The organism is Bacteroides mediterraneensis (assembly GCF_016900355.1).
Taxonomy (GTDB): Bacteria; Bacteroidota; Bacteroidia; order Bacteroidales; family Bacteroidaceae; genus Phocaeicola.
Map to the genome: position 1 here is coordinate 1 of NZ_JACJKA010000036.1, position 18,141 is coordinate 18,141.

Consider the following 18,141-nt stretch of genomic DNA (forward strand, 5'->3'; position numbering starts at 1 on the left):
CTTTTGAATATTAGTGAATATATTATTTTGCCCATTCATAATAACCTCTTGATTTTAATTCTTCTTTAATTGAATTAAGACCTAAATATTTATCAATATTGTCATTATCAAAAAAAACAATTCCAAAATATGAAGTTGCTAATGTTATATCTTCACCCATGTTGGTTGTGATATAATATGTATTGTGTGGAATTAAAAAATGATGCATATCCGTACTTATGTAGGGTAATACACTCATTGGAACTTCATATTCTTTAGCAAATACTTTTTGCCCATCTATTTCCGAAAAACTATAATGCAATAGACCAAGTATCATATATACAAAAACTAAGAGAGAAATTATTACTTTTAACATATTCTATTGTTTTTTGTTAATATGGTTTTATTTATAAGGATTGTAAAATCGTTAATCTATATATTTAGCAGAACCATTTACAACAAATGTACTGCCTTTGTCATTTTTGAATGTATAGTCTTTAAAATCTAGAGTTACGATATTTTCATCGTGAGTCAAAAAGACTTTTCCGCTTACATAATCGTATGTTGAAAAACTAACACTGGTTATGTATCTAAATGATTCAACATTTATATATTCAGTAATGTCACCTTCTATTAAATTAAAAGAATAGCTTCCACCTTCATAATAAATATACTCCATTGAAAAATGATAAAATCCATCTATCCCTTTTAATTTTGCCTCAAACATACGTCCTACAAAGACATCTTCATTTGAAACCCCATCAGAAATTGTTGCATCCTCAACCTGATAATTTTCACCATTGATTTTCAAAGAACCATTAATTCCATTTCCATCCTCTTCATCTGTAGAACATGAAGAAAAGATGAAACATAATGCACCTAAAACAGCACATAACATTGTCAAAAAATACTTTCTTTTCATAGTTTTTTATTTAAAATCTATACGTTACACCTAATCCTAGTACAAATTGTGAGAATCAAGTACTAATTATTTCATAGCTAAGCTCTAGACCTACATCATTTCACCGTTTGAGGCAGATATGTTAACGTTTATTACTGCCGAACAAAACAAACATTTTTTCTATCTCAAATAACTTTATTGTTAATGCTTAGTTCAAGCATTTGATTATAAACAATATTGATAATCAGATTCTATTTGTTTTCCTCTATAAATTTAATAGTATAGATTTTTAAAGAGCTATTTCTATCTTCTATTATATCATCCACAAACCAATCTCCATTTTCGTGCTGCAAATATAAAGTTGGAGAAGATAATTCGCCAAAACGAGAATCTATAACTTGAAGTCTTGCTATTGCTTGTGCTTTATTTATAAAATAGCAATCTACTATTATAGCTGTTAATGTATCATGGTCTTGACTATTAGTCCATATATTGTAATCAATGTACTCTGGGCCATCAACCAAAGAATAGGCTTTATCCATTAGTTTTCTGAGGTTTTCGCTAAGATATTTTTCATCTACATTGGTATCATTTAAATTTAAATCACTATAGATATTCTTTATGCGATTTTTAATATTAACTTCTTCAACGGATTGTTTTTCACCTTGATTGTTGGATGTGTTTACAAATACAATTAATAAACATATAGCTATAGCTACTGCAACAAAACAAGATAACATTTTGATACTTTTTGCTTTTTCCATCTGAATATTCTTTTTAACGATTTATAAATTAATTACACTTTCTGCTAAAACTATCACCATTCTTATTTGTATGTTATAAGCCTTTTTACACATTCCCCAACTCCTTGTTCATCTGTTGTTAAAACTTCAACCCAATTTCCCTCAATATCATACTTATAGCAGCTAACAAAATTCAAAGAATAGCTGTTTGAGAAGTTATTGGAATTTGATTCATCTTTATATTGATATTCTGTTTTACACAACAGTCCTTTTTCATCATAGTGGTTATTGTAAATATACTCTTGTTTACGATAGTCACCCATTTTAGAATGTTCAGAAAAGCTCAGAAATGCAATATTTCCGTGAATGTCATATTTTATTTGTTTTTCAAACTTTCCAGCATCTATATGATTCCCATATAAATGAATAAGCCTTTTTTGAGCATCATACACATAATTTACTTTCCCGACCTCCTTTGCCGTTTCACCATTATAAGCAACGACACTCGATATTTTATTGCTATTAGGAATATAATTATATTGAAAAATAAGTATTTTATCAAACGAAGACCCATAATTCGAATGGTATCTTATAGTTTTTACATACCCATTCTGATTATATTCATATATAGCCTTTTCGTTATATGAATAAATTACTTCATAGATTCTGTTGTCTTTCAGTTTAATATCCGCTCCATTTGCAGTATATCCGCCAGGAATTATTCTGCTATCTAAACCAAGATTACTTCCACCTCCGTGCAAGATTCTTCCGTCTGAGTGGTAAGTTACTTGAAATCCTTTACGGGCTTCTGTTGATAAGATAGGCTTCCCGAATTTTTTAGTAATAGGACAAAATACAATAGTCATTTTTTCGACATTTTCCTTCTTTATACTATATAATTGTGATGTCCATATACCATTTTTAAATTCCACATCATTATATAAAGACTCCCCATCACCTTTATACATTTGAATCTGTTCAGATGTAACAGGTAAATAATTCCACATATTGCCATTTATAACTTGTCCGTAAGCTAACATGGTATTGAAAAGCAATAAACCAATTATCAACAATTTATTCATAATACTTAATTTTACGGGTTTCTGTACTTACTTTTTTCTCTATTTCTATATCGCCAACAATAACTTCATAAACATCTTTTTGTATCCAATTTCCCAAATCATCATATTCATATTTGAATCTGTATCTCTTTTTGTGCCACATGCTTTCGTTTTCACTCTGGTTTCGTGAGAAAACATAAATATCCACAACATTATTATATTGGTCGTATTTAATGGTTTCTTCTCCATCATCATTTCCATTGAACTGGTACGTTATATTGGAAATTCGCCCTTTATCATCGTAAAAGATAAGTGATTCAAAATATTGTTCTTTATTTATTTGTTCATCAATTTCCGTAACACTCCCGTTACTATTAAAATGGAAAACAGTTTTTTCAAATGGTCTTCCATTTTGAAGAATTACAGAATTGTCTTTATATGAAATAGCATATTTGTAGAATACACTTCCATCCCCCCTGTAAATACTAATTCCTGACATCATGTTGTTCTCCATACTTATTTGTAGCATTGGCAAATCATTTACTAAGAATCCTTCTAGCAGACCATTTTCACTATATTTATATTCTATTTTACCTCTGTCTGTTTGTATGACACTAATATTTGATTTGTTGTCATAAGAATATTGCGATTCTTTCACATTGAAAAATGAGATAAGGTTGAAGCAATCAATATAAGCAAAGCCACGATATACGAAATTTCCAAACGAAATATTTCTCAAATTATACAATGGATGAATATATCTGTTAAACAATTTGCCTTCTATGAAATATTTAGGGATAGCAGGATGTTGCTGTGTAGGTGCATGTGGATTATCGCTATAGTGGACTATGGATTGATAATCGCCATTTGTATTAAAATTAATAACATAATTTGATTTTCCATTGCTCCATTCTACAGAACGTACTTTCCCGTTGAGTAATTCATTTTCGACATCATGATATTTGCTTTCTTTTAAATTGCGAATATCACATATTTCCTGCGTTTCTATATAATCGCTTGTTCCATCGTTAATGTTCTCATCGATTTCTTCTGACTGATATACAAGGTTGTCTTGCCCACTTTCTTTGCTATTTAGAGTATCATTGTCTATTTTGTTAGAAAAAGAACTCAATTCTGAGGTTATCGTACTATCTTTCTGTTCCTTTTTGGAGGAATTACAAGCAATAATTATTGCTCCTACAATAAAACTTATTATAGTTATATTTAATGATTTCATATATTACAGATTTAAGTTGTTTTTTATTTTAACTCTGATGTATATTAATGAATAGCAGTATATTACAACAAAATATAAAAAAGGGTTGCTAAAATTTTATTTCCCGAATAAATGTTTACAAAACACCTCCCTTCTGTAATGTTTGTTCGTTTCTAAACGTCTTTTCGTTTTCTAGTAAGATATAGTCATTCTCATTTTGAAGCAGTTTAAACTCTTCTAGAATGTGCCTTTCCAGTGTTATAGAGTTCCCGTCCTCGACACTAGAACCCACATACTTAAACTTGTATTCCATGGCTTTAATAATGAACCATTGGCTCAATGGTACTTTAATGAAAACTAAAAGGAGCATAAAAAAGAAAGTGTGAGCCTGTTAGCATTCAACCGATAGGCTCTGGACTGCCCGTGTAAGTGAATAAAAACAGCTCACACCTTTGGCTTTATATGTTGGAAACATATAAACACACCAAAGGAGAACGTCTTTCATTCCTATCTTACACTTGAATTGTCCAGATTCATCGGTAAGGAAATTGCCAAACGCTTCCTAAATTATGTCTTGTTGCCCTATGCAACGCTACAAAAATAGAAAGAATTTAGCAAAAACGTTCATTTGTGAGCTGTATTTTTTGCAAAGTTACTCAAAATCAGAAATTAATGTTTGAAATATCTTTTACCCAGCATTTAATATATAATCATTTTATGCTATTTACATCTGATTATCAATGATTTTAAAATATACCTATTTTCAACACTTGCAATTCTATCTAGTTAATCCTAGTAGATGAAAAATCATTCTTCCTCAATACCAAGTAATACCGATACTTCCTTTCACATTATAAATTTCTAGAAATCCAGCAAGTCGTAACAATGTAAAATTTCTTCTTTCCTTAATCCTAAATATCTTTTAGTAATGGCTATATTGCTATGATTGAATAGCTCTGAAAGCATAACTAAAGCCATTTCTCCATTAGAATCAGCCTTCTCATAAACATGGCGTCCAAATGTCTTTCTGAGGGAATGAGAACTAAAGTTCTTGACTGACTTTAAGCCGTATTTAGCCTTGATTCCTTTTAATAATACATTGATTCTCTGAATGCTATAAACGCTATTCTTACGGCTTATAAAGCACTTTTCCGAGCTATCTGTTATACTGAGAGCATCATAGCACTTTTGTACATGCTTTTGAAAGTTAGAATTGATTCTAATCTCTCTATGCTTCTTTGTTTTCTTCTCAATCAACTCAAAAGACTTGTCAGATAGAAGCATATCCCAAGTAAGTTGTAATATATCAGATATTCTCAATCCGAAAAAGATACCGCAACCAACTAATAAGGACAAACGGTAATCACCATCATTGAATAATCTATGCACCAAGTTAACAGCCTTGTCCCATTCTATATAATCCGCTACAGTTGTACTATTCTTTACGCTCATAATTTTCAGTTTTAAGTATATTAATATGTAAGTGAATATATTACAGCCTCTTATTTAAAGAGGCTACTGATTATCAAGCAATAACCACTTTTCTAAATAAGTGAATATCGTTAAGCTGCCATATTATATAACGGAAGGATAACAGCCATCAATTCTGCTTTTCTATCATTATATTCTTTAGTCTGTATATCAGTTGGAGAACTCATAGGAGAACTTAATCCCATGTAGTTATAAGTAACAGTCCAAAGTTCTCTCATGGCTTTTCTTATTGTTGCATCATGAATAGAAGCAACCAGTTCAACGAAGTGGCGCATCGTACTGTAAGCCTTACACTTCATCTCAGCTACTTGATAATCTGAAAGATACCAATACCAATCTTGACCATTCATTACCTCTAGTGCTTTATTTATTATCTCTGTAGTTGTCATATCTCTTTGCTTTTTGATTACAGCACAAAGATAGTGATTCTATTTTAATTAGAATAATATTTACCGTTAAACCCAGTTAAAAATATGATTATATTTAAAATAGAATAATGTAATAACAAAATAGGTGGGATTACCCCACCTATCAATCAACAATTCCTATTAACCGTTCTTGTTTAAATCCTCTCCATTCCATCTTTTGCAAGTCCAAATATACAAACATACCGTAAAATCGCTTTGGAATACCATTGCCATTTACATTTGCTTTTACCGCATCACTTTGCAATGTACCAACAGCATAACGGATTGTACCGTCTAGCTTTTCATAACAAAATCTTACGACCTCGCCTCTCATCATACGTTTTTTTAAAGTCTCTGCCATCATACCTTTTGAAACTGATGTAGCCTCATCCATATCATGCTGCATACATTTAATTGCTGTTGTTATTACATTGTTACTGTTGAATTGAATTGCCTTCATATCTCTTTAAGTTTTTATTGTTAATACTCATTTCAATTATCACATTACAAAGATAGTGATTCTATTTTAATTAGAATAATACCTACCGTTAAACCCAGTTAAAAATATGATTCTATTTGAATATAGATAACATTTCTAGTAACTTTGTAAAAAATATATAGATATGGAAGAAAATTATAGAACAATAATTCATTTAGAGATTAACGGGATTCACGAATATTTCGGTTCGCCATCTTCAATGTATGACAAACATACAGCAGAAGAACTTGGAATCAGTAAAGCATCATTGAATAATTACTTTAGTAAACTTTCTGAGGATGCACCTCAGATATATGAAAATAAAATATGCACCATCCGAAAGGGGAAGATGTACGTTAAGCCTACTACACGAGGAAGAAAAAAGCAAGAATCGGAATAAACGACAAACTGTTTTCTTATACTGATAATCAACCAGTTATGCAAAATCTATAATTTTGCATCGTACTACCCGTGTTAATCCTTGACTAGAAGTTTATTGATTTCCTCCCTTATAATAACTTTAACCCGCTCTTTTTCAAGCAGAAAAGCCACAAAATTCACCGCTTGTTGAATACTGTCAAAGGATATGTTATTCTTGTCCAAAAGTTGATGTATCAGTTCCTTTCTTGACTCATCATCGGCTTGAGCAAATTGTAATATGTCCTGCTCTCTGATTGCCTTTTGGATTGCTGCATATCGTTTCTTCTGTGAATTGCTTATTTTCTTCTTTGTCTCTTCTGAATGACGTTTTCCAAACATCGGATTAAGGTTTCCACTTCTTTCAACACTCTGTTTTGTTGTCTCCATAGTATATTGTATTACAGTTGGTTATATTGCAATCTTTTAAATATTGTTTCTTCGTTTGGCATTTACATATATTATTATCTTTAATTCCTTTCATTTTTAGAGAATTATAACTTATAGGATGGAAGGGATAACCATACACATAGCACACATCATCATCATGCTGTGGAATTATTATAGGAATTGTTCTATCAACATAGCCTATTTTCTTTTTTATATCTAGAATACTCATCTAACAATTTGTTTTTATTAATTATTTTATATATATTTAACTTACTTGAAAGTAACATTCTAATGATAAATATACCATTAAACAAAAAAGTGTTAATATGAAGACAAAAAACAGTAAGAAGATAAGAATTGCATATTTAAAGGAATTTAAAATTGAAGATATTATAAAAAGACATATAGAGCTTGTCACTGAACCGACCAAAGAATTGCTTAATTGGGATGAAATTCCTACCGTTGGGACAGACTTTACACCACGGTATAAAATTATTAAGGAGGCAAAAGCAGCACCTAGAAAAGCCGTCTTATATCCTAAGTATGTGTTTCTTATTAGTCTCATCTTGGAAAGGTGTATGAGCAATAGACAGCATTCAACGACCTTGCTCACTATTGCGATGAGAGAGGTCTTAGGTAAGCATTACGATGACATGATGCGTACACTAATGGACATGCAAATCATAGTACGAGGAAACGATTATGTTGTAGGTAAACATGGTAGAACTATTACACTTATTAATGGCACTATGGGATACATGTATACTCAGAACATTAAGGTTATTGAATATTATGAAAAGCTACACGAGATAATAAACGAAAAGAATAAAGAAGAAATTCAAGAGCATAATAACAATGATGAATTTATTTCATCTTATAATGAATCATTATCTCGATTATATCTATTAAATAAAGAAGAAGCTTTGAATTATATTAATAGCTGTACATTCGATAATGCAAGAAGCAAAGAATACTATGAATCAAAGATTATATCATTTGATAATGATGATAAAAAGATACATTCAATAGATAAGAATAATAGAATTTATCATTATCTTACCAATCTTCCTAAATCACTAAAGAAATTCTTTAATATTAAATATCAATGCGATATACATAATTCTCATCCTTTATTATTTTCTTTATTTCTCATTAAGAAATATAATATAGATAAAGAGATATTAGATAAATTATTACATATAGATACTGATATATATAACATCCATTATGTTGGTAAACAACTATGCAAGTTATTGATTAACAACGAATTAAAAAAGAAGGTCAAATCTATTCCTATAGATATATTTAATTACATATATACAACTTGTAATGGTATATTTTGGGACGGATTCATGGATATAATAAATAAAATGTCATGGGTGCAGATAGATAGGGGGGAGATTAAGGTGGCTTTGTTCCGTGAGGTCTTTTACTCTCATCGCTTTAAGTCCACTAAAGGAAAACCGTTTGCAAAAGTGTTTAAGAGACTCTATCCAAATGTATGGAAAGCTATAAAAGAAATAAAAGCTGCCGATGGTTCAGAAACACTTCCAAACCGTATGATGGCAGAAGAGAGTCGGCTATTCCATCAGATATTGGAACGCTGCTATGAACATGGATGGAAGGTGATTAATATACATGATGCGATTGTCGTTCTTGATGTTGAAGAGAACAATTTTGATTATCATAAATTAATTGCAATAATGGAAGATGTATATAAAGCTAATGGGCTTTACCCAAATATATCTATCGAATGACATAAAAAAAGCCTCATTGCTGAGGCTAAAATTTTCCAGAATTTTTTGTGGGAAACCGTTTGATGAAGTATAAGAGCTTACTTCACTAATAGTTGGAAGGAGTTACCTACTATTACGGTTACGTAAATAAAACTGTGTCAACACTTTAGTTTGTCATTCATTTAGCTCCACATAATTCAAATATATCTGATTTTCAGATATTTATCCAAAAATAAGATTTGAGATAATTAGGCTTGTTAAGGATTGACACAGTTTGAATTTCGGTCTCATTATTACTTACGCTTTCTGTTTTTAATAAAATCTTCTAAGTCATTATGTGTAACATGATAACTATTTTTTACTTTCTGTGCCTTCAAATTGCCTACTTTGATACTCTTTCTTACCGCTTGTTCCGTTATATTGAGCTTCTTTGCAATATCAACAACTGTATATGTTTTTTCTAATTGCGGAGGATTTCTATCATTATAAACTTCCTTTATTCTCTCTTCCTTATACATATTATGAGATATTGAATCTAAATGTCTTGCAATCAATTCAAAATCATCTCTCATACGCTCCACAAATTGAGGTGTATTATAATCCTTGTCTAAACCACCAAGAGCAGTAAATAATGCTGTCTGAACTCTCGTATATCCCAATGCGTCACCATTTTCTTTTATGGCTATTAAATAACTAACGAAACATTTAGTTAGATACTCATCTAGATGAGCTTGTTGGGATACTTCTTCTTTTTTATTTGTGTCCATAAATAATCAAATTTTTAAAGATTAAAATTCCAATGGTACAATAGCGTCTTTTAGATTAGGCGAGAACCTATCTACGTATATTTTTAAGGTTGATTCTTTCGTATGGCCCGTCATTGCCATAATTTTAGGCAAATTTACACCGCTTTCAACCAATATTGAAATGAATGTTCTTCTGCCTGTATGGGCGCTAATTTTTTCCCTTCTTAGCATACTTACCTTTTCTACACCTTTCTTGATTTGTCGATATTTTATTATTTCATCATTAAATAAATCATATCGTGCCAACAATTCTTTTAGTTGTCGATTGAAAGCTTGATTTGTATAATAATCAAAACGAAATTCATATTTATGTGCAATTTCTATTGCTTTATTTGTCAAAGGAATCTCAGCCCGTTTAATCGTCTTATGCGTATACAAGCGAAGTATATAACCATTTGGATGAGGCACAAAATTGGATTTATCAATTAAACAAAAATCAGAATACCGCAATCCCGTCAAGCATAGAAAAACAAAATAATCCCTAATCCTACATTCTGATTCTACATTCAAATCCATTAAAGCCAATGAAGTTAATTCATCTTTGGAAAGGCGTATAACATCAGCTTGTTCACTATCTTGTTTTCCCTCTAATATGATTTCAGTAGCCTTCAAATCTTTGTAGAAGTTTCTCGTTAATGCAGCTAAGCAATCCAGCCTTTTATTTATAGTAGAATTAACCAAACTACCTTTAGTAAGATAAGTGTGATTCTCGTTGGAAATCCGTTCATCAGCTAAATAATCAACAAAATCACTAATAAAAATCGGTGTAATATCTGAAAGATGGAGAAGGATACGGTTATCATATTCATAATCTGCTAAAGCATTGCGAGTGCTAATAAAATCTTTACATGAAGGATGTAGCTTGCGTGATATTCCCTTTTCAGCATCTTCTTCTGCTTTACGCAATTTCATATCTTCAATATATTTATCAAAATCATAAATTATAATATTTTTATCCTCTTCAATTTCCGATTCTTCCACCTTTTCTTGTTTTAAAGCCTCAGCCATAACCATATTTGTTATCTTAGCCAAAGGGTTAGAGTACAAAATCTCACAAGCTTTATTATCAACCCTTTCCTCCAACTCATCTATTTTCTGATTTAATAATTCAGAATCTTCAAATGGATAACCAGGCTTTACCCTATATTTTGTCGTTAAATACTTTTCTTCTATCATTGCAAGTTTATAACGCAATATTGAATTATTCTTCTTTAAATACGCTACAATCTTACCCTGATAATACATCCGTTTAATTAATTTCAATGCCATATTTACAAAGTTGCTAAGTTTCTTCAACACCCAATTCAACACCTTTTACGCAACAAACTTATAAAAAGCCCGCAACTTCACCAAATTAAAGAGTAACTATTTATCGTATTTTATATTGATTATCAGATATATAATAGAAATGGTGATTTTTTCTTGATTATATAAAGTTCCTTCGTCGAATCCAGTCACCCCGACTGGAAAAAGCATTGATAATCTGATGATTGTCGATGCTTTTTTATTTTTAGGCATATCGCTGTAAGTGGCGGTTTAATCGAACAAATTAAGCCAAAAAGTAAACCAAGAAGTAAACCAACAAGCACAAGAAACCGCCACCTATTTTATGGAAGAGGAATACACTTGCCTTCCCCTCAACGCATTTTATAAGCCAATACAGAATAAACCACAAACGTAAAGGCCATCAGTACCACACCGAACACAGAGAAATAAATTGCATGTTCACAAGTTTCTGCAAGCAACTTCCCTAAATTCATACAGCCGATTGCCACATTCCAAAATTGGCACAACCGGATAGCCAACACATATTGCCGCCCCACATTTGCCTCTGTTACCCGAAAGGCAAATCTATAATATCGGACGGGTACAAACATACTACAGCCCAGCACCAAAAATAAAAGTAACATCACAAAGCCTGCCGCACCGTTTTCCTGAAAAAACAATCCACCGGTCTGTTCACTTCGGTACAGTATATATATCCAACCCACCAACACCGGCAGGAAAGCAATTCCCGTCAGCAAATAGTCGAACATGGTCCGCTGATACCGGACATCACGACCGCTCCCTGAATAAAATCCCAAATTAATCATCAGTTTCTTCTCCTTCGTCTTTCTTCCGCTTACTTTTCTTCAATCTCCCGCTTTTACGCAAGGCTTCATTGATAATCCACTGCAATTGTCCATTGGTGCTGCGGAATTCATCAGCTGCCCACTTTTCTATCGCATCCATCGTGGCAGCGTCTACCCGCAGCACAAAGCTCTTGGTTGTATTTTCTTTTTTGGGCACTATTATCCTCACGTAAAATTAAACGACCAGATTTTTAATGATTCAGTGTACCTGTGTTCAACACCGGCTGGGCAGCCTCATCCGCACAGAGCACCACAAGCAGATTACTTACCATAGCGGCTTTCTTTTCTTCGTCCAGCTCCACAATCTCCTCTTTCGACAATTTGTCCAGTGCCATGTGCACCATTGAGACGGCGCCTTCTACGATTTTCTCACGAGCACTGATGATGGCCGAAGCCTGCTGACGCCGAAGCATGACCGCTGCAATTTCCGGTGCATAGGCCAGATAATTGATGCGGGCCTCCAGCACTTCCATGCCAGCCATTGCCAGACGTTCATTCAGCTTCTGCTCCAACTGCTCATTGATTTCCTCCCCTCCCGAGCGAAGGGTCAACTCATTGGTTGCTGTTTCATTATCATCATACGCATACTGTCCAGCCACCTGACGCAAGGCCGCATCACTCTGTATCTTCACAAAGTTTTCAAAGGCATTCATGCGGTTGGCCACCGCATTTCCCACATTGGCCGACTTCCCGTCTCCCGTACTGGCCATGGTCTGTGCATCAATCTCAAACATGGCTTTATAGGTGTCTTTCAACCGCCACACCAATACCAGCCCAATTAAAATAGGATTACCAATCTTGTCATTCACCTTTATAGGTTCCACATCCAGGTTACGGGCACGAAGTGACAGTTTCTTTTTGTCCATGAACGGATTCACCCAAAAGAATCCTGTTTCTTTAAATGTGCCTTTATATTTTCCAAAAAAGACCATGGCGCGTGCTTCGTTGGGCTCCAACTGCATATACCCGCAGTTTAAAATGATCCACAATAGCACCATCACTCCTCCCAATGCATAAAAAAGAGTTTCTCCTACGGTAAAACACCATGCAGTCAATCCTGCCCATACAAATAAAAATAAGAAAAGGGCTAAAAAGCCGTTCATCTTGAAGCCACTGAATTTTACTTCCTTCGTTTCCATATCCATCAGATTTAAGTGATATTATTTTGATATCACAAATATATTATCCTTCAAGTAAAAATCCAAATGCCAAAGCTTACTGTTTCTTATCTTTAACAATCTATAACCGTGAATGTTGGATCATCCAAATATGATAAGAGGCCATCTTTTTAGATGGCCTCTCACTCTTACTTACGTATCTTACAACCGTACATTCCATAATATAAAATAAACAGGAAACAGGGTAAGCACAACCAGTATGCCTGTTGTGGCCCACATGCATCTTTCAACCAACCATACACCGTCGGTATAACTGCCCCACCGAACATGGCCATAATAAGAAGCGATGAACCTGTTTTCGTGAATCGACCGAGATCAGCAATTGCCAAAGGCCACAGTGCAGGCCACATCAGTGAACAACCCAAAGCCATTAAAGACACGAAATAGATAGATATGTCAGAAGGAGTGACAACCACAAGTACGGAACCGATAATTGCGATGATAGAGCATATCTTCAATGCGGTAGCCTGACTGATATAGCGCGGTATGAATATGATACCACATATATAACCTATCACAATTCCTATGGGGGCTATCCATGCATAGTTGGCTGCATTTGCCAGTCCAATCGAATTGGCATAATCAACCAGTGTACCCAACGATACAGTTTCTACACCTACATAAAGGAACAATGCTACACACCCCAACAATAAATGTGGAAACTGGAATACGGATGTTTTTCCGGAGCTGTTTGATTCGTCAGCCGCACTGTCTGCCGGAGCATCTTCTCCTTCTGCCTTTACCTCCGGCAGAGGAGCAAAGAATGCCATTATACCCAGAATGACAAATGCCAAGATGATGATAATAAAAGGATATTCAAGGTCGGAAATACCAATTTGGTTTACATCTTTTCCAATGAGCCATACGATGAAGATGGACGGTATCGGCCAAGCAAGCTTGTTACAAATACCCATAATGCTGATACGTTTGGCCGCACTTTCCAACGGACCAAGTATAGTGATATATGGATTTACTGAGGCCTGCAAATAAGCATTACCTGCCCCACTCACGAATGAAGCTAAAAGAAACAAGGTGAAACTGCCCCCATTCGCTGACAGAATAAAAAGATAAAACGCAACTGCAAATATAAAAAAGGACACAGACATGGTTTTCTTATATCCTATCGCCTTGATGGTAAGTCCGGCAGGATAGCCGAACAACAGAAAAGGGATAAAGGTAGCTGCAATAATCAGGTAAGAAGCGGCATTGGATATCTGCAGTGAACTTTGAAGTACAGGCACCAGTAAAGAATTAATTCCCAATGCAAAACCGATGGCAAAGAACATTATTCCAATAAATGCCAAAGGAATCATAGTTTTGTTGTTTGAAGTCATTTTTCGTAAAAATTTAGGTTAAAAATACAATGTAATATCATTCTAATAAATCAATGCAACTTCTCAATAAAGAACAAAAAAGCTATTCCGGAACTCTTCCTGTTCTACCTTCAGTCCCAAATAATGCTAATCTTTTCATCCTGCTATATTTTAATTGTCAGTTACTTACATAATGCGGTTCATCCAGTCTACCGTTTATTACTTTGGATACTGCCCAAGCGTGGCAAACATGTCTGTTTATGATACGTTCTCATTTTTTTCATTAGCATTTAGATTGTGCGAATATAACACATTCTCCCCCAATAGCCAAGAAAAAAATCAACGGATTAACATACAATGATTCTCTCCCCAAAGTTCAAAACCCCAATATTTACCTGCGCTGACTGTTCATACAAATTCTGCGCAGCCAGCGCCTCTTTTCACCACTTACACTTGCATAACGTAAGAAAAATTTCCATCTTTGTAGAAAAGCAGAAAAACTAAAATTACGCTCCCCATGAAGAACCTATACATTTTAGATGACCACCCGATTGTCACTGAAGGGCTCAGCCAACTACTGGCAAACAACCACAACTATCAGATAACTACCGGCCAGCATCATTCTGAACTGTACAACTACTTGAATCATGCCACCCCTGATTTGCTAATCATAGACTATGAAATCCAAGAGCACACAGCCTTGGAAGTTCTGTCCTACCTGCGGCAGAAAGCACTCCAAATCCCTGTGCTGATTTATACCATGCACACCGAGTTCTGGATCATCAAACTGCTGACCAAGGCGGAAGTAGCAGGCATCGTCACCAAAAACGATAAGATAGATGAAATAGAGAAAGCCATTGAGCGCATATTGGAGGAAAACAGCAAATATTATTCACCGACCGCATTGCACATCGTGCTTTCCATCGTTGGCGACCAGTCGGCTGCCAAGCTGGTCAATTACATTCCCAGTCCGCGTGAACATGAAATCATACAGATGTTGTCTAACGGACTTACTTCCGATGATATAGCCCATCAGCTCAATCTCAGCAAGAACACCATCGACACGATGAGAAAAAACATCTTGTTGAAAAGTGGAGCTACCAATGTATCCCATCTCATGCGAATTGCTTTTCTAAAAGGTTGGATTGCGATATGAAACATATTCTATTTTTAGTTTTCCTTTGCTTGAGCGTACAACTAAATGCCAACGACAAGCACGAACATCTGACCGACTTACTGCACTCATTTGGCGACAATGGGGAATATGCAAAGATGGATTCCGTATACAAACTTATCACCCGTGAAAAGCATTACAGGGAAGATAAACTTTATGCACTGAACAACGACTTGGATTATGCCCGCTTCCTCAATCAGAAGGGAGATTATGCAAAAGCATACAGTCTGCTCACTCAAACCCGGGACAAAGCCTCAGCTACAGAAAATTTGTCGGAAAAAGACTCACTGTATATTCACCTACAAGGAATTAAAGCAATCTCCACGTACGAGATTGCCTACGGACAATGGCAAAACAACCAGTTGCCGGAAGCCAGAAATACGGCTGCCGAGGCCATCAAATTGCTGGAACAGCTGAAAGATTCCGTAAACCTGGCTGAAGCCTACAATCTTTCAGGAGTCATACACCGCCGACTTTTCATGTTCGACAATGCCATCTCATTGTATGAAAAAGCGCTTGTCCTTACCGAAAGCATGAAAAACTATAACCTGGCATCCATCATTGTGTCCAATATCTCCATTCTCTACAATGAAGTAGGAAAAAATGAGGAATCTATACAGGTTTCACGCAAAATGTTTGCCTATCCGCAGACCGATACACAAACTTTGGACTACCGTATCGAGCAAGTCAACAAATTGTGCAACCATGCCATCCTGCTGGCCAACAACCATTTGCTTAACAACGCTTTGGACACCCTCCAACTGGCAAATAGGAAGCTTCAGCCAGAAATGCCCGACGGACTCAAACTCCTGGCCTATACGCAATACGGCCGGGTATTGAGAGATTTAGGCAAGCCTTCCCAAGCCCTCCAGTATTTTCAAAAAGCCATGAGCTACAAAGCAACCACCTCCAACCAGGCTAATATCGCCAACCTGGAGTACTTGTATGGCTACATGCTGTTTCATGATACAGACTCCTTGGCCCAGGCACGCCATCATATCATGAAAGCTGTAGAATTTGCCCGAAAATATCCTTCCGGTCTGTTGCCCAAGGCATTGCTTGCCTTAGCTGAAATTGAAGCTAAAAGACACGAAAACCAGCTGTCCTACCAGCTTGTGCTCGAAGCTTACAAAGCCAATGAAAAATTGAATGACCAATACTTCCACAACCGTTTGTCTGGATTCCAGGCAGAACTGGACCTCAAAGAGAAAGACTTGCAGATTGCCGGCATCAACGAAAAACGGGCCGCAGACAGAGCCGCCTATCTGGCACGCACCTATACCATCGGAGGTATCCTCATCGTAATGGTCCTGCTGCTTGTCATCCTGACCATCAGCATGCATAAAAGAAAAATAGCCTTCAACCTGAAGCAGTTGAAACTTCAAAAGGAGATTAAGGAAAAGGAAATGCAAAGCCAACTTCTGCTCACCGACATGCACAAGAAAATGACAGAGCAATACATCTGCGGACTAGAAGACAGCAACAACCGTATTTCCAAGGAGCTGCACGACGGCGTATGCAATGATTTGCTTTCCATAGAAATAAAAATGCAGCAAACGGGAACCTTGTCCTTGAGCACCCAGCTCTATCAGGTCAGAGAAGAACTGCGAAACCTCTCCCACCAGCTGGCCACACCCGTATTCAATAATTTCAGCCTGTATCAAGTGCTGACACTTTACGCCGAAAAGTTGAAATCCTTGAAAAACATTCACGTAGAATGTTATATAGAGGAAAGCATAAAACAGCTTTCATTGCCTCCCGAACATATCCAACAGGTATATCGTATCCTTCAGGAAATCGCATCCAACCTGATAAAACATGCCGATGCAAAAAATGCTTATATCACCGCCAGCTATGAATCCGGAAAGGTCAACCTCATCATCGAAGACGATGGAAAAGGATTCTCTACAGCACATCCGGTAAAGGAATCCTCCGGACTGGGCCTCAAAAACATTCAGGAACGCTGTGTGCAATTGCAGGGAGGCTGTGAAATCACATCAAAAGAACAGCACGGAACCGTGATACATTTCTGGTTCCCGGCATAAACTGACATAAAAAAGAATCCGCATTACAACTCCCCGATATTGTAATACGGATTCTTCGTCCATCATGCTTGTAAAGTCCATTATTCATCCATCAGTCTGTCCGTTCCCCAGAACATGATTTCCCATTGTCCTTCTTTGTTTTTCACTAAATAGATAGAAGTCTCATTCTCTTCCCCCGACTTATAGACCTCCTTGAAGGTTACTCTTGCGTAAGTCTCCGTCTTACTGAGTTCTTCCTTCAAAATTTCATAACTTTCTAACTTTTCTTTATCACTCTGCTTGGCAACTTGTTTTTCTATCAGTTCAGCCAAGTCTTTTCGGGCTTTTTCTTCTGCCTGAGAATCCTCATCATCTGTCAGCTTCATCAAATCTACATACCCCTTGTAGTCTCCAGCCAGTGTACAATCCAAAGCTTTTTCCACTACAGCCGAAGGAGTATTGGAAGAGCAGGCTGACATGAATAATAAAGCTACGACTCCGCATAAGGACTTAAAAATTGTTTTCATAGTTTTTCATGTTTTATTTACCCACTAAAATCTATTCCTTCAATCACTACTGTCCCGTAAAAGTGGATAAATAGTTCTTTGAAATTATTGAAATATAGTCAATTACACGGTCTTTTGAAATGAAACGGACTTGATTTTGCAACTTTGCAGTCTAATACAAATGGCTGC

Annotated in this window: 20 protein-coding genes; 4 read left to right on the plus strand and 16 right to left on the minus strand. The window is 35.4% G+C overall.

The window, feature by feature from the left end; translation table 11 throughout:
* Window positions 1-22: 22 nt before the first annotated feature.
* The 8 genes from H6A28_RS13950 to H6A28_RS13985 form a co-directional block, all read right to left on the minus strand.
* Window positions 23-355 (minus strand): hypothetical protein, encoded by a 333-nt coding sequence (locus H6A28_RS13950; RefSeq protein ID WP_204460685.1) that lies wholly within the window; start codon window positions 353-355, stop codon window positions 23-25.
* A gap of 51 nt (window positions 356-406) precedes the next feature.
* Window positions 407-901, minus strand: a complete 495-nt coding sequence (locus tag H6A28_RS13955) for a hypothetical protein (RefSeq protein WP_204460683.1) — start codon at window positions 899-901, stop codon at window positions 407-409.
* A gap of 230 nt (window positions 902-1,131) precedes the next feature.
* Entirely contained in the window at window positions 1,132-1,644 is a 513-nt protein-coding gene (locus H6A28_RS13960; RefSeq protein ID WP_204460681.1) for a hypothetical protein, read from the minus strand.
* Between the two features lie 62 nt (window positions 1,645-1,706).
* The gene (locus tag H6A28_RS13965) at window positions 1,707-2,705 is read right to left on the minus strand and encodes a hypothetical protein (RefSeq protein WP_204460679.1); all 999 of its coding nucleotides are present in this window, start codon (window positions 2,703-2,705) and stop codon (window positions 1,707-1,709) included.
* On the minus strand, window positions 2,698-3,921 hold the full coding sequence (locus H6A28_RS13970; protein ID WP_204460678.1) for a hypothetical protein: 1,224 nt from the start codon (window positions 3,919-3,921) through the stop codon (window positions 2,698-2,700). The genes H6A28_RS13965 and H6A28_RS13970 overlap by 8 nt, the downstream gene beginning before the upstream one ends.
* An 840-nt stretch (window positions 3,922-4,761) precedes the next feature.
* Window positions 4,762-5,352, minus strand: a complete 591-nt coding sequence (locus H6A28_RS13975) for a tyrosine-type recombinase/integrase (protein ID WP_204480860.1) — start codon at window positions 5,350-5,352, stop codon at window positions 4,762-4,764.
* A 110-nt stretch (window positions 5,353-5,462) separates the two neighbouring features.
* The gene (locus H6A28_RS13980) at window positions 5,463-5,780 is read right to left on the minus strand and encodes a hypothetical protein (protein ID WP_204480862.1); all 318 of its coding nucleotides are present in this window, start codon (window positions 5,778-5,780) and stop codon (window positions 5,463-5,465) included.
* A gap of 142 nt (window positions 5,781-5,922) precedes the next feature.
* Window positions 5,923-6,258 carry an SH3 beta-barrel fold-containing protein gene (locus tag H6A28_RS13985; RefSeq protein ID WP_204480866.1) on the minus strand — a complete coding sequence of 112 codons (336 nt, stop codon included), beginning with the start codon at window positions 6,256-6,258 and terminating at the stop codon, window positions 5,923-5,925.
* A 163-nt stretch (window positions 6,259-6,421) separates the two neighbouring features.
* Here H6A28_RS13985 and H6A28_RS13990 point away from each other — a divergent pair, with 163 nt between their 5' ends.
* Window positions 6,422-6,676: a hypothetical protein gene (locus H6A28_RS13990; RefSeq protein ID WP_204480868.1), complete on the plus strand. Its 255-nt coding sequence runs from the start codon at window positions 6,422-6,424 to the stop codon at window positions 6,674-6,676.
* A 74-nt stretch (window positions 6,677-6,750) separates the two neighbouring features.
* Here the strand turns inward: H6A28_RS13990 and H6A28_RS13995 are convergent, their stop codons facing one another.
* On the minus strand, window positions 6,751-7,083 hold the full coding sequence (locus tag H6A28_RS13995) for an NUMOD3 domain-containing DNA-binding protein (RefSeq protein WP_204480870.1): 333 nt from the start codon (window positions 7,081-7,083) through the stop codon (window positions 6,751-6,753).
* Between the two features lie 326 nt (window positions 7,084-7,409).
* Between H6A28_RS13995 and H6A28_RS14000 the strand changes: the two genes are divergently transcribed.
* Entirely contained in the window at window positions 7,410-8,840 is a 1,431-nt protein-coding gene (locus H6A28_RS14000) for a hypothetical protein (RefSeq protein ID WP_204480871.1), read from the plus strand.
* Window positions 8,841-9,112: 272 nt separating this feature from the next.
* Here H6A28_RS14000 and H6A28_RS14005 read toward each other — a convergent pair whose 3' ends face one another.
* The 6 genes from H6A28_RS14005 to gluP all read right to left on the minus strand — a co-directional run bounded on the left by H6A28_RS14005 (window position 9,113) and on the right by gluP (window position 14,269).
* A complete protein-coding gene (locus tag H6A28_RS14005; protein WP_204480873.1) occupies window positions 9,113-9,586 on the minus strand; it encodes a helix-turn-helix domain-containing protein in 474 nt (157 codons plus the stop codon).
* A gap of 21 nt (window positions 9,587-9,607) precedes the next feature.
* Window positions 9,608-10,894, minus strand: coding sequence for a tyrosine-type recombinase/integrase (locus H6A28_RS14010; protein WP_204480875.1), 1,287 nt, complete (start codon window positions 10,892-10,894; stop codon window positions 9,608-9,610).
* Between the two features lie 368 nt (window positions 10,895-11,262).
* The gene (locus H6A28_RS14015; RefSeq protein ID WP_204480877.1) at window positions 11,263-11,718 is read right to left on the minus strand and encodes a hypothetical protein; all 456 of its coding nucleotides are present in this window, start codon (window positions 11,716-11,718) and stop codon (window positions 11,263-11,265) included.
* On the minus strand, window positions 11,711-11,914 hold the full coding sequence (locus tag H6A28_RS14020) for an Arc family DNA-binding protein (RefSeq protein WP_204480879.1): 204 nt from the start codon (window positions 11,912-11,914) through the stop codon (window positions 11,711-11,713). Before H6A28_RS14020 ends, H6A28_RS14015 begins: the two co-directional genes overlap by 8 nt.
* Window positions 11,915-11,948: 34 nt before the next feature.
* Window positions 11,949-12,896, minus strand: a complete 948-nt coding sequence (locus H6A28_RS14025; protein ID WP_204480881.1) for an SPFH domain-containing protein — start codon at window positions 12,894-12,896, stop codon at window positions 11,949-11,951.
* A 167-nt stretch (window positions 12,897-13,063) separates the two neighbouring features.
* Window positions 13,064-14,269, minus strand: coding sequence for a glucose/galactose MFS transporter (gluP, locus tag H6A28_RS14030; RefSeq protein WP_204480882.1), 1,206 nt, complete (start codon window positions 14,267-14,269; stop codon window positions 13,064-13,066).
* Between the two features lie 496 nt (window positions 14,270-14,765).
* Here gluP and H6A28_RS14035 point away from each other — a divergent pair, with 496 nt between their 5' ends.
* Together H6A28_RS14035 and H6A28_RS14040 are read left to right on the plus strand one after the other, a co-directional pair.
* Entirely contained in the window at window positions 14,766-15,404 is a 639-nt protein-coding gene (locus H6A28_RS14035) for a response regulator transcription factor (RefSeq protein WP_204480884.1), read from the plus strand.
* The gene (locus H6A28_RS14040; RefSeq protein WP_204480886.1) at window positions 15,401-17,467 is read left to right on the plus strand and encodes a tetratricopeptide repeat-containing sensor histidine kinase; all 2,067 of its coding nucleotides are present in this window, start codon (window positions 15,401-15,403) and stop codon (window positions 17,465-17,467) included. The genes H6A28_RS14035 and H6A28_RS14040 overlap by 4 nt, the downstream gene beginning before the upstream one ends.
* 80 nt (window positions 17,468-17,547) lie before the next feature.
* On the opposite strand, the gene H6A28_RS14045 is transcribed toward H6A28_RS14040, so the two are convergent.
* On the minus strand, window positions 17,548-17,973 hold the full coding sequence (locus H6A28_RS14045; protein WP_204480888.1) for a DUF4878 domain-containing protein: 426 nt from the start codon (window positions 17,971-17,973) through the stop codon (window positions 17,548-17,550).
* Window positions 17,974-18,141: the final 168 nt, after the last annotated feature.

Excerpts from the sequence above, each read along its gene's own strand:
- H6A28_RS13980 (WP_204480862.1), bottom strand. The coding sequence starts at position 5,780 with ATGACAACTACAGAGATAATAAATAAAGCACTAGAGGTAATGAATGGT.
- H6A28_RS13985 (WP_204480866.1), bottom strand. The coding sequence starts at position 6,258 with ATGAAGGCAATTCAATTCAACAGTAACAATGTAATAACAACAGCAATT.
- H6A28_RS14000 (WP_204480871.1), top strand. The coding sequence starts at position 7,410 with ATGAAGACAAAAAACAGTAAGAAGATAAGAATTGCATATTTAAAGGAA.
- H6A28_RS13950 (WP_204460685.1), bottom strand. The coding sequence starts at position 355 with ATGTTAAAAGTAATAATTTCTCTCTTAGTTTTTGTATATATGATACTT.
- H6A28_RS13995 (WP_204480870.1), bottom strand. The coding sequence starts at position 7,083 with ATGGAGACAACAAAACAGAGTGTTGAAAGAAGTGGAAACCTTAATCCG.
- H6A28_RS14045 (WP_204480888.1), bottom strand. The coding sequence starts at position 17,973 with ATGAAAACAATTTTTAAGTCCTTATGCGGAGTCGTAGCTTTATTATTC.
- H6A28_RS14010 (WP_204480875.1), bottom strand. The coding sequence starts at position 10,894 with ATGGCATTGAAATTAATTAAACGGATGTATTATCAGGGTAAGATTGTA.
- H6A28_RS13975 (WP_204480860.1), bottom strand. The coding sequence starts at position 5,352 with ATGAGCGTAAAGAATAGTACAACTGTAGCGGATTATATAGAATGGGAC.
- H6A28_RS13955 (WP_204460683.1), bottom strand. The coding sequence starts at position 901 with ATGAAAAGAAAGTATTTTTTGACAATGTTATGTGCTGTTTTAGGTGCA.
- H6A28_RS14025 (WP_204480881.1), bottom strand. The coding sequence starts at position 12,896 with ATGGAAACGAAGGAAGTAAAATTCAGTGGCTTCAAGATGAACGGCTTT.
- H6A28_RS13960 (WP_204460681.1), bottom strand. The coding sequence starts at position 1,644 with ATGGAAAAAGCAAAAAGTATCAAAATGTTATCTTGTTTTGTTGCAGTA.
- H6A28_RS14035 (WP_204480884.1), top strand. The coding sequence starts at position 14,766 with ATGAAGAACCTATACATTTTAGATGACCACCCGATTGTCACTGAAGGG.
- H6A28_RS13990 (WP_204480868.1), top strand. The coding sequence starts at position 6,422 with ATGGAAGAAAATTATAGAACAATAATTCATTTAGAGATTAACGGGATT.
- H6A28_RS13970 (WP_204460678.1), bottom strand. The coding sequence starts at position 3,921 with ATGAAATCATTAAATATAACTATAATAAGTTTTATTGTAGGAGCAATA.
- H6A28_RS14005 (WP_204480873.1), bottom strand. The coding sequence starts at position 9,586 with ATGGACACAAATAAAAAAGAAGAAGTATCCCAACAAGCTCATCTAGAT.
- H6A28_RS13965 (WP_204460679.1), bottom strand. The coding sequence starts at position 2,705 with ATGAATAAATTGTTGATAATTGGTTTATTGCTTTTCAATACCATGTTA.
- H6A28_RS14015 (WP_204480877.1), bottom strand. The coding sequence starts at position 11,718 with ATGATTAATTTGGGATTTTATTCAGGGAGCGGTCGTGATGTCCGGTAT.
- gluP (WP_204480882.1), bottom strand. The coding sequence starts at position 14,269 with ATGACTTCAAACAACAAAACTATGATTCCTTTGGCATTTATTGGAATA.
- H6A28_RS14040 (WP_204480886.1), top strand. The coding sequence starts at position 15,401 with ATGAAACATATTCTATTTTTAGTTTTCCTTTGCTTGAGCGTACAACTA.